This window comes from Alteromonas sp. RKMC-009 (genome assembly GCF_003584565.2).
Taxonomy (GTDB): domain Bacteria; phylum Pseudomonadota; class Gammaproteobacteria; order Enterobacterales; family Alteromonadaceae; genus Alteromonas.
Map to the genome: position 1 here is coordinate 1,719,868 of NZ_CP031010.1, position 16,307 is coordinate 1,736,174.

Below are 16,307 nucleotides of genomic sequence, written 5' to 3' on the forward strand. Positions count from 1 at the left end.
CCGGCTCGTTACAGTTTACTGATGTCGAGCGCGTTCCAGTGTGGGAAGTGCTTGCGAACCAATTCGTTGAATTCCAGCTCAAAAGCAGAGAACTCAGGCGTTTTGTGTTGCTTGTCTTCGGCCAACTGGTCGATGATCATACCTGCACCAACGGTTCCGTTAGTCAGGCGGTCAATTACAATGAAAGCACCGGTCGCACGGTTGCGCTCGTAGCTGTCACAGGCAACTGGCTGAGTAAATTTCAGGTCAACTACGCCAATTTCGTTCAGATTAAGATGCGCACCCGGCTTCTGTTCCATGGTGTTTACATCAATCTGATACTCTACTTCTGATACAGAACCTGAAGTCGATTTGGTCGCAAATTTAAACAGATACTGTTTATGCGGCATCATCGGCTCTTCAGACATCCATACCAGGTGAGATTTAAACTGGCTGGACAGCAGCGGCAAATTGTCAGACTTAACAATCATGTCACCACGGGAGATATCGATTTCATCTTCCAGTGTTAACGTAACGGCCTGTGGTACGTAAGCACGCTCCTGATCGCCTTCAAACGTTACGATAGATTTGACTTTTGAAGTCTTCATGGAAGGCAGGGCAGTGATTTCGTCACCGGGCGCAACCTGACCGGATACCACGGTACCGGCAAAACCACGGAAGTCCAGGTTAGGACGGTTTACATACTGAACCGGGAAGCGGAAATCTTCTTTATTGTCATCGTTACCGATTTCAATGGTTTCCAGCATTTCCATCAGCGGCTTGCCAGTATACCAGGGCGATTGTTCGCTGCGGTTTACCACGTTGTCACCTTCAAGAGCTGACAGCGGGATGAACTGAATATCAGGAATGTTCAGGTTTTCAGAGAACTTCAGGAAGTCCGCTTTGATGTCTTCAAATACTTTCTCGCTGAAGCCCATCAGATCCATTTTGTTCACTGCAACGATAACGTGCTTGATACCCAAAAGGCTTGCGAGGAACGAGTGACGGCGGGTCTGAGTTTTTACTCCGGCGCGGGCGTCAACCATCAGGATGGCCAGGTCACAGGTAGACGCACCGGTAACCATGTTACGGGTGTACTGTTCGTGTCCCGGAGTATCCGCAATGATGAACTTACGCTTATCGGTAGAGAAATAGCGGTACGCTACGTCGATAGTGATACCTTGCTCACGCTCAGACTGCAGACCGTCAACCAGCAGCGCCAGGTCAACTTTGTCACCGGTGGTGCCGCTCTTTTTGCTGTCTTTTGTAATAGCAGCGAGCTGATCTTCATAAATCATTTTTGAGTCATGAAGCAAACGGCCAATCAGCGTACTTTTTCCATCGTCTACGCTACCGCAGGTCAGAAAGCGCAGCAGGTCTTTCTTTTCGTGCTGTTCCAGGTAGCCCAGAACGTCTTCTTTCAATAATTCGTTATCTACATTCATTGCTTATGCGCTCACTAAGAAATAAGGGTTCAACACAGATTCTTTCTGGTTATATGTCAGGTCAGGGGCATCCTCGGCCAGCGGGTTTGCGCCATCCAGCACAGTGACTTTCGCACCCGCCGCAGTGGCAACCGCGTGGGCTGCGCCGGTATCCCATTCAGATGTCGGACCTAAACGGGGATAGAGGTGGGCTTCGCCAGAAGCGACAAGGCACAGTTTCAATGAACTGCCCATGGCAACCAGTTCCGCTTCACCGCCGAGGTCTTCCAGCAGTTTCTGGATTTCAGGGCTCTGGTGAGAACGACTGCCAACCACTTTCCAGACTTCACCGTCTGCGTGTTTCTTCGCGGAAATTGGAGTGAATTCGCCATTGGACTCCATCCACGCACCCTGACCATCAATACCCACGTAAGAGCGTTTCAGGGCAGGCGCGTAAACCACACCCATCACAGGCTTACCGTTATCGATAAGCGCGATGTTCACTGTAAACTCACCATTTTTCTTGATGAATTCTTTAGTGCCGTCCAGAGGGTCAACCAGCCAGTATTTATCCCAGCCACGACGCTCATCCCAGGGAATATCCGCAGATTCTTCTGACAGGATTGGCAGGTGAGATACTGCTTCCAGGCCGGCAACAATCACTTTGTGTGCGGCAAGGTCCGCTTCTGTCAGCGGGCTGGTATCTTCTTTTTCATAAATAGCGAAATCTTTTTCGTAGATTTCCATGATTTTGTCACCAGCTTGTTTGCTGATGGCGAGAATTTTTTCTGCTAATGGATCAGGTAATGCCATTACACAAGTCCTTTTTCTTCAAGCATGGCGTACAAACGTTCCGCAGTTTGTTCTGCCGGTTCGTCTTTATACGTCAGGTGGATCTCCGGGTTCACCGGTGCTTCATACGTGGAAGAGATTCCGGTGAAATGTTTGATTTCACCTGCACGGGCTTTCTTGTAAAGCCCTTTTGGATCCCGTGATTCACACACGTCCAGCGGGGTATCGATAAACACTTCCACAAACTCACCTTCTTCAAGCAGATTGCGGCAATAGTCGCGGTCAGCCTGAAATGGCGAGATAAATGCGGTGAGTACAATCACACCGGAATCGACAAACAATTTAGCCACTTCACTGACACGGCGGATGTTTTCAACGCGGTCTTCATCACTGAAGCCCAAATCGCCACATAGACCGTGGCGTACATTATCGCCATCCAGCAGATAAGTGTGTTTGCCCTGTTCCTGGAATTTTTGTTCCAGCAGGTTCGAAATGGTGGATTTACCGGAACCGCTGAAGCCTGTCAGCCACAGTACACGAGGCGTCTGACCAAGGCTTTCGGCACGGGTCTTTTTATTGACCTCGTACTTGTGCCATACGATATCCGTCGACATCAGAAGTATCCTTCCATTTTCTTCTTCTCCATAGAACCGGAGCTGTCGTGGTCGATAACACGGCCCTGACGCTCAGAAGTCTTGGTCAGCAGCATCTCCTGAATAACTTCAGGCAGGGTCGCTGCAGTAGACTCAACGGCACCGGTCAGCGGATAACAGCCTAAGGTACGGAAACGTACTGAACGCATTTCCGGTGTTTCACCCTCTTCCAGAGGCATACGGTCGTCATCAACCATAATCAATACACCATCACGCTCTACTACAGGACGAGGTTTCGCCAGGTACAGAGAAGGAATATCGATGTTTTCCAGGTAGATGTATTGCCAGATATCCAGCTCAGTCCAGTTAGACATAGGGAATACACGGATGCTTTCGCCTTTGTTTACTGATGAGTTGTAGATGTTCCACAGCTCAGGACGCTGGTTTTTCGGATCCCAGCGGTGGTTGCTGTCACGGAATGAGTACACACGCTCTTTCGCACGTGATTTTTCTTCGTCACGGCGGGCACCACCGAATGCAGCATCAAACTTATACTTGTTCAGTGCCTGCTTCAAAGAAGCGGTTTTCATGATGTCTGTGTGCTTTGCACTACCGTGGCTGAACGGACCAACACCGGCATCAACACCTTCCTGGTTGATATGCACTAACAGATCAAAGCCATGTTTTTCCGCTTGCTGGTCACGGAACTCTATCATTTCGTGGAATTTCCACGTGGTATCAACGTGTAACAAAGGGAAGGGGATTTTGCCAGGCGCGAAGGCTTTGCGGGCAAGGTGTAACAGCACTGAGGAATCCTTTCCGACAGAATATAACATGACCGGATTATCAAATTCCGCAGCAACTTCGCGGAAAATGTGGATGCTCTCGGCTTCGAGTTGTTTCAAATGGGTAATAGACGGTATATCAAGTGTCATTTTCGAGTCCGATAGTTAAGGTTATATGCTAAACGATTATATATATAGAACCCTAACATATTTAGATCACAAAGTAGTAATTCCGATTTGCTATACGAAATAGCCGTTTTATTACCTTGAAACGAATTTGTCATAACAAAAAGCCGCTTATAAAAAGCGGCTTTCCGGTTGCGTATTAACGGTGTAATTTCTGCCTAAGCTAGACGTGCTTTGAGGCCTGAAGCTTTTCATTAAAGCTGTCGAAAACCTCAGTAACTCCTTCCCGGGGGGAACCGCTCTTACTGAGCACAATGATAGTTAAGCTGGATAAAATAAAGCCCGGTACGATTTCATACATCCAACTGCTTAAACTTTGTCCGTCAATGGTGAAAGGCAGGTAAATCCAGAGCAATACAGTGACGGCGCCCACAATCATACCGCCCAGTGCTGCACGGCGGGTCATATCACGCTTAAACAGGCTGAACAGCACCAGCGGGCCGAATGCCGCACCGAAACCTGCCCAGGCATTACTGACCAGCGAGAGAATCGTGCTGTCACGGTCGTAGGCAAGGTAAATAGCCACTAATGCAACAATAACAACGGAAATCCGCCCGGCAAGTACCAGCTCTTTATCTGACGCATCACGTCGCAGGAACGCTTTGTAGAAATCGCTGGTGAGGGAACTGGATGTCACCAGTAACTGTGATGAGATGGTACTCATGATTGCGGCAAGAATAGCTGCCAGCAGAAAACCACCCACAAGAGGATGGAACAGTAACTGAGATAAATAGATGAATATGGTTTCAGGATCGATGCTATTACCGTTTTGCGTCACGTAAGCCAGTCCGAACAGGCCTGTCATTAACGCACCGATAATGGAAACGATCATCCAGCTCATACCAATGTTACGGGCAGTGGGCACATCTTTGACTGAACGGATAGCCATGAAACGCACAATGATGTGAGGCTGTCCGAAGTAACCAAAACCCCATGCCATCAGTGACAGAATACCTATCAGTGAAAGTGCTTCACCACTTTTGGCGTCGGTAAAGGCGTCAAATAACGCAGGATCGATGGATTTAACTGCATCTACCGCTTCGCCCGGACCGCCTAACTGCATCACGACGACTACCGGTACCATCACCAGAGACACAAACATAATACAGCCCTGGACGAAGTCAGTAATACTCACTGCCATAAAGCCGCCGAACAGGGTATAAGCCACAACCACACCGGTAGTGACATACAGTCCGGTTTCATAGCTCAGACCAAAGGATGATTCGAACAGTTTACCCCCTGCAACCACGCCGGATGACGTATAAAGGGTAAAGAATATGACAATCACCACCGAGGCAATAACACGGAGCAACCGTGAGTTGTCTGCGAAACGGTTTTCGAAATAGTCGGGGAGGGTAACAGCGTTGTTAGCAATTTCTGTGTATAAGCGCAGGCGCGGGGCAACGAGTATATAGTTGGCGAAAGCGCCGATGGTGAGACCAAGCGCAATCCAGCCTGCGGAGATTCCGGAAACATACATGGCGCCCGGCAGGCCCATCAGCATCCATCCGCTCATATCAGACGCACCGGCAGACAGTGCGGTTACCGCCGGGCCTAATTGTCTTCCGCCCAGCATGTAACCTTCCACGTCACTATTGGTCTGGCGGTAAGAGAAAAGTCCGATGCCGAGCATGGCCGCAAAATAAATGCCCAGAGAAATCAGCGTACCTGTTTCCATATTATTCCTTCCTGTTTTTTCTTTTATGCTAACAGGAAGTAGATACAGTCTCTATGGCAGTCTGGTTTATCTGTCTTTACAATCGGGCAATTAACTTTGCACCTGACCGGTTTGCGTGAAATTCACACAAGCCGGCAGATTATGCAGAAAAGCTGATGCTGCTTTTTACTTTTTCCACCAGCGGATTCAGATCAGCACCTTTATCGCCTACCACCATAATGCTGGCGTTTTGCAGAGACCAGCTTTCGCCGTGATACTTTTCATCGGCGAAGGCAGGCGGCACCGGATTACTGTCATTATGGGGCATAACAAACACCGACATTTTCCCCTGGTCTGTGTTTAAAATCAGGTGCAAGGTTTGCTGGCGGTTAAGATGGCAGTAGTTGGCCACAGCCACATCACCGATAGACTGTGAAAATGTACCGCCGAAACCGGCCAGTTTCGCATTGACCTGCTGCATGTTAACCTCAATGCCGGAATGGGGTGTTTCAATTTCAGCGTAGCGCATGTGTGCCAGAGCTTCTGTGCCGATATCTGCAGGCGCCTGATTGAATACCATGGTGCCGGTAACACCGGCCATAAATGCCACGGAAGCAGCCATGGCAATAAACCACCGGCTACGGCGCTTATGGCGGTTGAATTCACCGGTAGCCTGTTGCCAGATGAGCTTATGCGCCAGATCGTCGGGTACAGGCACCTTGACTGCCTGGAGCAATTTACCGTCAAGTTGCTGAAGTGACGATTTCAAAGCGGCTTTGTCGCTGTCGCCTTTAATGGCGGCCAGCATGTCTTTGTCTGTCGTATTGGGATCGGCATAAATACGACGGCGGAATTCTAAATCATCCATTATGGCGACCTCTCTGTTGTGCTGAATCACTCTCCAGCATGTCTCTGAGTTGATTACGGGCGCGGAATAACCGCGTCATCACGGTATTTTTATTCAGCGACAGTTGTTCTGCTATTTCCTCACCGGAATAGCCGAAGATAAGCTGCAGGATCAATGGCTCCCGGTAATCTGCCGGTAATCTGGCAATGAGTATCCGGAGTTCTTCTGTGTCATCCCCGTTTCCGGCATGAAATGCTTCGTCAGCCACCGGCACATCATCAATGTCCACCGTCTCGAGCTGTTTGCGTTCAAATCGTCTGGCATTCTCCCGCCTGACAATGGTGATAAGCCAGGACTTAGCTGACTTCTCATCCTTCAAACTGTCCAGTGAGCGCCATGCCCGCAGGAAGGTTTCCTGAACAATATCTTCAGCTACCGCCGGGTCGCGGGTGAGCCAGTACGCATAGCGATAAATATCGCCATGAAATGCGTGAACCAGTGCTTCGTAACGTTGTTGTTTTTCTTTCATGACAGTTAAGACCTGTCGCATGTCAGAAAACTTTCAGTGTGAGAGAATATTTTTAGCCTGGCAGGACAGAGAGAAGCAGGCAACCTTAATGGTTGCCTGTTTATCGTGGTTGCTTTTTTACAAAGATTGTTGCTGTTCAACCCAGCGGTTAATCTTTTCTTCCAGTACTGACAAGGGCACCGGACCGTCTTTTAACACTTCATCGTGGAAGCCCGCATAAGTGAATTTATCACCCAGCGCCTCTTGCGCCTTACTACGCAGTTCCATGATTTTCAGTTTGCCAATCATATACGCAGTGGCCTGGCCCGGCATGGCGATGTATCTCTCAATTGCTTTAACCACGTCAGGTTCAGGGTTGGGGGTGTTTTCCAGTAAGTACTGAATCGCTTCTTCCCGTGACCACTGTTTAGCATGCATGCCCGTGTCTACCACCAGACGGCATGCGCGCCAGAGCTCCATAGCAAGGCGGCCGAAATCTGAATAGGGATCTTCATAAAAGCCCATATCTTTCGCCAGCTCTTCCGTATAAAGGCCCCAGCCCTCGGTATAGGCTGTGGCACTCAGGTACTTTTGAAATTCAGGAATACCATCAAGCTCCTGAGCAATAGCCCGCTGCATGTGGTGACCCGGGATCCCTTCATGATAGGCCAGTGCTTCCAGCTGATAGGTGGGCATGGCGTCCATGGTGTAAAGGTTGGCGTAATAGATACCGGGGCGGCTGCCATCCTGTGAAGGGCTTTGATAGAACGCCTTACCGGCAGATTGTTCGCGGAAGGGTTCAACACGTTTTACTATCATGTCTGCTTTCGGAATTAAGCCGAAATAATCCGGTAGCGCTTTTCGCATTTCGTCAACTGCCTGCGTGGCCGCCTGCAAGTATTCTTCACGGCCCTCATCCGTGTCCGGGTAATAAAACTGAGGATCGGTGCGCATGAATTCGAAAAATGCCTGTAACGACCCGTCGAAACCGACCTTGTCTTTGATGGCTTCCATAGCTTTGTGGATTCGTTCTACATTATCCAGCCCGATCTGATGTATTTCTTCAGCGTTAAGATCTGTCGTCGTGAACCAGGCGAGGCGGTTTGCATACCATTTGTCACCGTCGGGCAGGCGCCACACGCCGTCACCTTCCGGTGAAAGGGTTTTCTGGTGAGCGAAAGCGGCCATAATCGCTTCATAAGCCGGCTTAACAGAGGTAACCAGAGCCGCTTTGGCTTCGCCCAGCAGGGTCTGTTTTTCAACATCATCAATGGGCAGCGCGTTTACCTTGTTCTGAAAATCTTCCCAAATGGTCGAAGGTGTTTCTGAAGTATCGAAAGGCGCGCCGGTAATGACATTTTGCGCGGCGGCAATCATCTGGTCGTAGGCCCATTTCGGCGGATACACGCCGGCTTTTTCACGCAGTGCCATCTGCTCTATAACCTGATCGAAATATTCATCTACCTTATCCAGACGGGAAATGTAGGCTTTAGCGTCAGACACATCACTGACGCGATGAATATTGATCAAAAAACTTGGTACGCTGGTGTGCGCCGCACGGAATTGATGAACAATATAAGTATGGTGTCTGAATTCATCGTTAGCGAGGTCACGCTCTATGCCCATACGGTAAAGGCGTAAACTGAGCTTTTCCTGCTCAGTGAGCGTTTCAGGGTTAAAGCTGTCCAGTTCTTCAAGACGATTTTTCTTAATGGCGATGGTCTGCTCTTTATGCTCTTCGCTTAGATCATTCCATTCGCCGTAATTCCATTTTTTCCCGAGCCGGCTTTGAAATTCCGGTGAGCGCTTCAAATCTTCTTCAAACGTCCGTTCAAAAAACGCGTTCAAACGCTCAGATTCGCTTTGATTGGCTATGGTGCCGGCTGGTGGCTCCGGTTGCGCTGGTGCAGCCGTTTCCGGTGCCGGTGAACAGGCCGTCAACGCTGCAACAAGCAGCGCCAGCGGCGTAAATTTAAATGATGAAAGTGTTTTCAAACTGAGTCTCCCGGTAAATATTGTGCTTGTACGGAAGACGCAGAGATCAGGATGACTGGCCTTCCGGATACAGAGGTGGCAGCGCTGAATTGCTCTGCTTCGTGTTCTGTTGCCTGATGGCCTGAATACTCTGTAACAGTGCCTTTCTATCCCATTGTCGTGGCTTATCGCTATATTGACTCGATAACATGGCATCAATTTGCGGTTGAAGACCGGATTTTCTGAGATAAACGTTTGCCGGCACGGCGGGACTATGTTGTTTGCCAGCCAGAAATGCCCACTGTCTGAGCGCTTTTTGTACCTCTCCCGGTGCACCGGACTGAATGACGTTTTGCAGCGTATTAAACGCCTGCTTTTCGTCATTGCCTGCAGAGCCGCGAACATCTGATGGCTTTTCACCTTGCATCACCGGACGACGTCTGAAGTAAATAACAGTAATAATCCAGCCGGCAAGCGTCACTATCCACAATGCAGAGACAATCCACAGCAGGGTATCGTTACTTTCTGCCGGTGCAGATTGCGGCACCGTTCCTTGAACACCTTGCGGTATATCCGGCTGTACAGCGGGGGCGGGCAGGGCTGTATTATCAGATTGCGCCTGAGTAAGCGGTGCAGGCTGAACTGGCGTTGCCGTTGCTGAAGCCGGTGCTACGGTAATTTTCTTCGCCGGTAACCGGGCGGTTTCCGTTTTTCCGGTCAGCACATTAAACCAGGGCACAGTTACCTCAGGTAAAATGAAGTCGCCGGCCTGAGTGGGGATCATCGCCAGTGTCTCGACCCGCTGGGCGATGAGGGTATTGTTTTTGTTTACGGTAGCCGTACTGGCCTGGTCAGGGTAGAGCTTGAATCCGGGCGGATACATCTGAGGTAGTTCAGGTAACTGCTCTTCCACTACACCCATTGCTGTCAGGGTGATAGTGCGGGTAACCGGTTCACCTACTGTAAAAGACGATTGTTGCGGCCACTCTTCGTTCAGTGACACATATTCGCTGGGTAACCAGTGGTAATCAATATCAGCAGGAACGGGCTTAACGTGAATAGTAATATCCGGACCAAGGCGGTTGATTTGCTTCGTGCGGTTGAAGAAACCAAAGCGGGTATTCGGATCCTGAGCCAGTACTTCGCCGGCGAATACCGGTCCCTTAATAGTAAATTCGCCTGAGCTTTGCGGCACAATTGCAAATGTGCGCTCAATAACCTGATACCGCTTACCGTTCACAATATCAGAATATTGCTTGTCGTCACCTAACTGCTGAATTTGCGCATCTTTAAGTTCCGGTGCTTGCAGGCTGCCACGTTCAATATTTGACGCCAGATATAATTTGGCAGTGTAAAGTAACTGCTGGTGAAGATAGACCTCACTGGTGTCCACATCCGTCGTTAAATAATAATCTCTGGCGGGTTCATCCTGACCGGCCTGTACCGGAATCACGTTTACCGTCAAAGGTTTTGTTTGCTTTCCTTCTACAGTCAGCGCAGGGATCGTAAAGTTACCTTCACCACGGGGAAACAGAGTAGTCGTCCAGGTAACGGTTTCTTCTTTATCAAAGTTGATAATACGTGTTTGTGTGCTCACCGATGTGCGGCCAACCACAAAGTCTTTCAGTAAAGGGGAGCTGTCGAACGCTTCCCTCGCAGGATCACCCTGAGCGGTGACAGTTAATTGTATCGCTTCGTCCACCATCACCGGATTTTTATCAATAGTTGCTTCAACCCGGGTGACGTCAGCCAGTGCCGGATGTGCCAGGCACAGAAAGAGAAAGATTGAAAAGAGAGATTGTTTCATTACCACTCGCTCCGGTTTGATGGCGGTCCCTGACGACGTCGTTGTTGTGCTTCAAGTTGCATTTTGCGTTTAAGCAGGAATGCAGGATCATCAGGGATTTTCTTCATCAAATTATCCAAACGTTGCATTTTTTCTTTTTCTTCGTCTGTCAGTTCGCCGGTCTGAGCCTGCGCTGACTGATTTTGTTGCTGTTGATCACCTTTTTCTGCCTGTGCAGGAGATTGGGACTCGTTATCTTCGTTTTCTGCTTCCTGACCGTCAGCTTGTTCATTCTGTTGTTCCTGGCCGGACGACTGAGACTCTTCATTGCGATTTTCGCTCTGCTGATCTTCTCCTTCACCGCCTTGCTGTTGCTGGTCACCGGAAGATTGCGACTGATCGTTCTGTTGCTGTTCGTCGCTGCCGTTATTCTCATCATTTTGACCCTGCTGACCGTCCTGAGGCTGCTGGTTACCCCCGTTCTGATCCTGCTGGTCCTGGTTTTGTTGCTGGTTTTGCTGTTCCTGCTGTTGTTTTTCCTGTTCCTGTTTCATTTGCTCAAGCAGGGCTTTATTGGCTTTCGCATCAGCATGTTCCGGATCCCGCTTTAATACCTCATCGTAACGGGCAATGGCGTCATCCAGCTTCCCCAGTTGCGCCAGTGCATTGCCCTGGTTGTACACGGCATCTGTACTGTTTGAGCGGGAAAATGCATCCAGTGCCTGCTCATAATTACCGGACTCATAAGCTGCTGCACCTTGCCATTCCGCAGATTTGAAGGTATCTGCAGCGGTATTAAAGTTGCCTGCGTCGTATTCTTTTGCGCCCTGCTGGTCGGCATTCAGAAACGGCGTTTCATACCAGGAAGTTACCGGCGTTTCTGCTTCCGGTTCCCCGTCTGTGACCGGCCCGCCGGCCTGTGCAAAGGCCGGTTGTGGCGTGGCAACAAGCAAAGGAACCAGTAATAGGGTGAGTACTACTCCGCGACGGAAAGCGTAAGCGGCAAAGGGTAAAATCAACAACAACAGCCAGGGACCCAGCTCTGCCCACTGATCGCCATCCTGAGACGTTTGTTCTCCGGTTTCTTCTGCATTGTTGTGCAGTAAATTCCGGCCTGTAAGACGTTTAATATCACTGTCGCCTGCAGACAGCTTGCTGTATGCACCGCCTGATGCACCGGCGAGATTCTGCAGCTGCTGACCCCGTAGTTTTGGGATAACAATCTGACCGCGCTGATCTTTTAATAACTGCCCGTCAAGCTGACGGATTGGCGCACCTTCCTCCGTGCCCACACCTAAAATATTCACCGTATAAGGCAACTCACTGATAAGAGAGCGCAGATCCTGAGCCTGTGGCAGGGTAATACCGTCGGTCAGCCAGTAAATATTCCCTTGCTGATAGCCGGCGTTTTGCAGCAAGTCTGCCGCTTCCTGAATGCCCCGGTAAGGATCACTGCCGGCGACAGGCATAATCTCAGGGCTTAATCCGGGTAACAGGGCAACCAGGTTGCCGGCATCCGCAGTCAGCGGACTGATAGTGAATGCATCACCGGCGTAGGCGACCAGTCCCGTTTCGCCTTCATCAATGCTGTTTATCAGATCAATGGCTTTATATTTGGCACGGGTTAATCTGTCCGGCGAAACATCGGTTGCACGCATCGACAGCGACATATCAATGACAACAACATGGCCTTCCTGCACCTGAAAAACAGGCTGGGGCAAACGCTCCCAAACCGGCCCTGCAAGGGCAACCACACAGATAAACCAGCACAAAGCAAGAAGACTGAGCGGAGCCTGCTTTCCTGCAACGGCTTTGCCGGCAATAAGATGCTTATAAAGATGAGATGGGATAACACTTTGCCAGCCTGACTGACTGCGGCGATATTGCCTGATAAGCATTATCAGCAGACACAGGGGGAGCAGGGAGACAAACCATTCCGGGCGGAGAAAATGAAAATCGTGAACAGGAAAATTCATGCTTGTCCTCCTGCGCGTGTACGGCCGTTTACCCGGTACCAGATGTTTTTAAAGCAATATAGCAGCGCCGGTAATACTGTTAACAGTAAGGCCAGCGATAAGGGATAAAAGAACAGGGCAGTGCGTGGACGGAGTTTTCTTGCTTCCCCTTCGACGGGCTCAAGTTTGTCCAGCGTCTCATAAATACTGTTCAGTTCCTGTGCATTGCGGGCACGGAAATACTGACCACCGGTAGATTCCGCAAGATCGGTGAGCATATCTTCGTCCAGCTCCTGAGAAGGGTTGACCTGACGGCTGCCAAAAAAGCTGCGGATGAGCATTTTATCTGCCCCGACGCCGATTGTATAAACCGTCGCGCCGCTCTCAATTGCCAACTCTTTAGCTTGCTCCGGTGTAATATTTCCTGCCGTATTCTGACCGTCGGTCAGCAGAATCACCACTTTGTTAGAGTCTTCACGTTTTTTAAAACGTTTTACCGCAAGACCTATCGCATCGCCGATAGCCGTTTGCTCCCCGACCAGACCAATGACAGATTCATCCAGCAGGGTAGCAACGGTTTGACGGTCGTAGGTAAGCGGTGCCTGAAGGTAAGCGGTGTCTGCAAACAGAATTAAACCGAGACGGTCGCCGACACGGCGTTCAATAAAATCGTGGAGGACAGATTTTATCATGACCAGGCGGTTCACCTGACGGCCGTTAACTTCCATATCATCAATTTTCATACTGCCGGACAAGTCCACCGCGAGCATTAATTCCCGGCCTTCATTGGGGATACTCACCGGTTCGCCCAGCCATTGGGGGCGGGCAGCGGCGCAGACCAGTAAAGTCCAGCTTAAGACGGCAATGAGCGTCAGCCACCGAGAGCGGCCGGGTTTATTCACAGCGCTTTCGCTACCCGGAATTAATGCGGGCACTTTAAGCGCCGCGCCCTGTGAGCGTGGCTGTGCCGGAAGCAACATAAATAATAAAGGTAACGGAAGGGCGAACCATGCCCACCACCATGCAAATTCAAACATTGCGGGCTGACTCCTTTACAGAACTGCGTAAAGAAAAAGTATAAATACGCGCTTTTCGCACCCATAACAGGGCAGCGGATTTCATCGCTTCTGCCTGTTCCGGTGTGACGCCTTGCGGACGGTACATGTTACTGTTCACCGGTGAAAATCCTGCGGTAAATGATGCGCGTTCTTTTTCGGGCAGGGCTGTCGTTAAGTAGTGCTGCCATTGTTCTCCCGACCTGGATGAAGCCATTGCCTTTTCATCATAGTGACGGCTGACCCGCTTCAGGATGCCATTGATATTTGCCGGGGCTGTACTCACTTGCGTATCTGTGCTGGCAAGTAAGGTGAGGGCTTCCCGTCTCGCACTGGTAAACCTGTGATGTTTCCGCCAGATGATGACGGCACTGATAAGTATAATAAGTACAACAGCAATCAGCGCCCACCAACCCCAGGCAAGGGGCCACGCGCTGACATCAGCCGGTGTGTGAATGGCTTTTAACTGATCTAACGGATTTTGTCCGGCAGGAGGTGTCATCGTGGCTGCCTCCCCAGCATTTCAAGCTGTTGCTCCAGCGGTAAACCGGCGGAAACCTGGCTGAATTTAATCATTTTCGACTGGAAGAAGCTTTCAATACCCGTTCTTACTTCTCCCCGCCACTGACTGTATTTTTTACCCAGGGACTTATCGCCCAGCAGCCAGCTTTGTTCATCTGCGCCATTGGTCACGCTGACCTGCTGAGATACCGCTACGTCGGGCAGATGGGTATCCATGGGATCGCCTACGCGGATAGCATGTACGTCGCAATGTCTGGCAAGATGACTGAGGGGTTGTTCTGCGCCTTGCTGCAGGTTTTCAAAATCGGAAATTAAATAAACCAGGCTGCCCGGTCTGGCTAAGCGGCGTAGCCTGAGGCAGGCATCTGAAAATGCCTGTGAAGTCTGCGCGTCTTTTTGAGCTGCCCCCTGTTGCACGCGGATCAATTCGTGACACAGAGATAACACAGCACGCTGACGGGAAAGCGGCTTACATTCCCGGTGCATGGTGTCGTTAAAAATAAATGCGCCGACTTTATCGCCCCGTGCGGCGGCAGACCAGCTCAGCAGGGCGGCGATATGGGCTGCCTGAACAGATTTCAGCAGTAACTGACTACCAAACTGCATGCCGGCGGTTAAATCGCATAAAATAAATACCGGCCGTTCCCGCTCTTCACGGTATATTTTCGTATGGGTTTTGCCGGTGCGGGCGGTGACCCGCCAGTCAATAGCACGGATATCGTCGCCCGGCTGGTAATGTCTGGCTTCATCAAACTCCATGCCGCGGCCTTTATGCCGGCTCAGGTATCCACCGGACATCAGTGCCCTGGGCGGTGTAGCCGGTTTCAGATTTAGCAGTTTGGTTAGTTGCTGGTAACGGATCAACTCACTCAGCGACAGATTTACCCCGTCGCTTTTCAGTGCCGCCAGCGTATCATGTACGGCGTTCATCAGCTTAAGGTACTGCCACCAGGTTTAAAATGTTGTCCAGTACCTGATCCACGGTAATGCCTTCCGCTTCGGCTTCGTAGGACAAAATAATCCGGTGACGTAACACATTATGCGCCACAGCCTGAATGTCGTCCGGCCCGACGAAATCACGTCCGGCAAGCCAGGCGTGGGCACGGGCACAGCGGTCAAGGGCAATGGTGGCCCGCGGGCTTACGCCAAATTCTATCCAGTTCGCCATTTTTGTATCAAACGCTTCAGGCGTACGGGTGGCCATAACGATCTGAACCAGGTATTGCTCCAGTTCCGGTGCCATATGTAAAGACAAGGCAGCATTTCTGGCAGTGAATATATCCTGCTGACTCAGAGAAGGTGGCGCAACGGTGGCTTTTTTCAGCTCTTCATCGCGGGTAAGGCGCAGAATCGACAGCTCAGTATCAGCGCCCGGGTAATCAATACTCACGTGCATCAGGAAGCGGTCAAGTTGAGCTTCCGGCAACGGGTAGGTCCCTTCTTGCTCGAGGGGGTTTTGTGTGGCCATGACAAGGAACAGAGGGGGTAACGCGTAAGTTTTATTCCCTACTGTAATTTGACGTTCGGCCATGGCTTCTAACAGCGCAGACTGCACTTTGGCAGGCGCCCGGTTAATTTCGTCAGCCAGCACCAGGTTATGGAAAAGGGGGCCCTGCTGAAATACAAACTCACCGGTCTCAGGACGATAAATGTCTGTCCCGGTTAAATCTGCCGGTAACAGGTCAGGGGTAAACTGAACACGGTGGAAGTCGCCGTCAATACCATGAGCGAGTGCATTAATCGCCCGGGTTTTTGCCAGCCCGGGCGGGCCTTCAACCAGCATATGTCCATCGGCTAAAAGCGCAATCAACAGGCTTTTCGTCAGTTCACTCTGACCAATAATCTGGGAGTCTAAATAAGTATGAAGTTGTTGAAACTGCTCTGCAGACATAGTGATTTAATCCACTTTTATTTTTTGAAACCAGCGCACATTTACGTTGACTGGCTAACTGAGCACTCAGTCGTGCCTGTGTTCTGTGCAACCTTGCAAATGAACCGTCAGGGCAGACAACGCAATGCAATCTTTTACATAGCCGGATGAGTACCTATACATAATAAGGCCCGAATCCTGCGCTTCAAGCCACCGGCGTAAATTTATTGTATAGCCGTTAATGGGCTTTGTGATGTTCTTAAACTACATTAGTTTCAGGCTCTTGGATAAGCTGGCAATTTTTCAGGATGAACTGCCTGCAGGGGAAATTTGCTATTTTGTTCATTGTTTGTAAAAATCTAACTCTTTACAGG

General features: G+C 50.2%; 14 protein-coding genes. All 14 read right to left on the reverse strand.

The features are described from left to right. Positions 1-8 precede the first annotated feature (8 nt). Positions 9-1,424 carry a sulfate adenylyltransferase subunit CysN gene (cysN, locus tag DS731_RS07590; RefSeq protein ID WP_119500755.1) on the reverse strand — a complete coding sequence of 472 codons (1,416 nt, stop codon included), beginning with the start codon at positions 1,422-1,424 and terminating at the stop codon, positions 9-11. 3 nt (positions 1,425-1,427) lie between these two features. Continuing rightward, positions 1,428-2,216, reverse strand: a complete 789-nt coding sequence (cysQ, locus tag DS731_RS07595) for a 3'(2'),5'-bisphosphate nucleotidase CysQ (RefSeq protein WP_119500756.1) — start codon at positions 2,214-2,216, stop codon at positions 1,428-1,430. Then, entirely contained in the window at positions 2,216-2,809 is a 594-nt protein-coding gene (gene cysC, locus DS731_RS07600; RefSeq protein ID WP_119500757.1) for an adenylyl-sulfate kinase, read from the reverse strand. The genes cysQ and cysC overlap by 1 nt, the downstream gene beginning before the upstream one ends. After that, positions 2,809-3,723, reverse strand: a complete 915-nt coding sequence (gene cysD / locus DS731_RS07605; RefSeq protein ID WP_119500758.1) for a sulfate adenylyltransferase subunit CysD — start codon at positions 3,721-3,723, stop codon at positions 2,809-2,811. Before cysD ends, cysC begins: the two co-directional genes overlap by 1 nt. Before the next feature lie 199 nt (positions 3,724-3,922). Beyond that, positions 3,923-5,437 carry a sodium/proline symporter PutP gene (gene putP / locus DS731_RS07610; RefSeq protein WP_119500759.1) on the reverse strand — a complete coding sequence of 505 codons (1,515 nt, stop codon included), beginning with the start codon at positions 5,435-5,437 and terminating at the stop codon, positions 3,923-3,925. 139 nt (positions 5,438-5,576) lie between these two features. Further along, positions 5,577-6,284, reverse strand: coding sequence for a DUF3379 family protein (locus tag DS731_RS07615; protein WP_119500760.1), 708 nt, complete (start codon positions 6,282-6,284; stop codon positions 5,577-5,579). Further along, the gene (locus DS731_RS07620; protein WP_232373508.1) at positions 6,277-6,792 is read right to left on the reverse strand and encodes a sigma-70 family RNA polymerase sigma factor; all 516 of its coding nucleotides are present in this window, start codon (positions 6,790-6,792) and stop codon (positions 6,277-6,279) included. Before DS731_RS07620 ends, DS731_RS07615 begins: the two co-directional genes overlap by 8 nt. Before the next feature lie 117 nt (positions 6,793-6,909). Beyond that, positions 6,910-8,766, reverse strand: a complete 1,857-nt coding sequence (locus tag DS731_RS07625) for a DUF885 domain-containing protein (RefSeq protein ID WP_232373509.1) — start codon at positions 8,764-8,766, stop codon at positions 6,910-6,912. A gap of 46 nt (positions 8,767-8,812) precedes the next feature. After that, entirely contained in the window at positions 8,813-10,552 is a 1,740-nt protein-coding gene (locus DS731_RS22230) for a BatD family protein (protein WP_119500763.1), read from the reverse strand. Beyond that, positions 10,552-12,507 carry a vWA domain-containing protein gene (locus DS731_RS07635; RefSeq protein ID WP_119500764.1) on the reverse strand — a complete coding sequence of 652 codons (1,956 nt, stop codon included), beginning with the start codon at positions 12,505-12,507 and terminating at the stop codon, positions 10,552-10,554. Before DS731_RS07635 ends, DS731_RS22230 begins: the two co-directional genes overlap by 1 nt. After that, positions 12,504-13,523 (reverse strand): vWA domain-containing protein, encoded by a 1,020-nt coding sequence (locus DS731_RS07640; protein WP_119500765.1) that lies wholly within the window; start codon positions 13,521-13,523, stop codon positions 12,504-12,506. The genes DS731_RS07635 and DS731_RS07640 overlap by 4 nt, the downstream gene beginning before the upstream one ends. After that, complete coding sequence (locus DS731_RS07645) at positions 13,516-14,043, reverse strand: DUF4381 domain-containing protein (protein ID WP_119500766.1); 528 nt, start codon at positions 14,041-14,043, stop codon at positions 13,516-13,518. Before DS731_RS07645 ends, DS731_RS07640 begins: the two co-directional genes overlap by 8 nt. Continuing rightward, complete coding sequence (locus tag DS731_RS07650; protein ID WP_119500767.1) at positions 14,040-14,993, reverse strand: DUF58 domain-containing protein; 954 nt, start codon at positions 14,991-14,993, stop codon at positions 14,040-14,042. The genes DS731_RS07645 and DS731_RS07650 overlap by 4 nt, the downstream gene beginning before the upstream one ends. Positions 14,994-14,997: 4 nt before the next feature. Beyond that, positions 14,998-15,954 carry an AAA family ATPase gene (locus DS731_RS07655; protein ID WP_119500768.1) on the reverse strand — a complete coding sequence of 319 codons (957 nt, stop codon included), beginning with the start codon at positions 15,952-15,954 and terminating at the stop codon, positions 14,998-15,000. Positions 15,955-16,307: the final 353 nt, after the last annotated feature.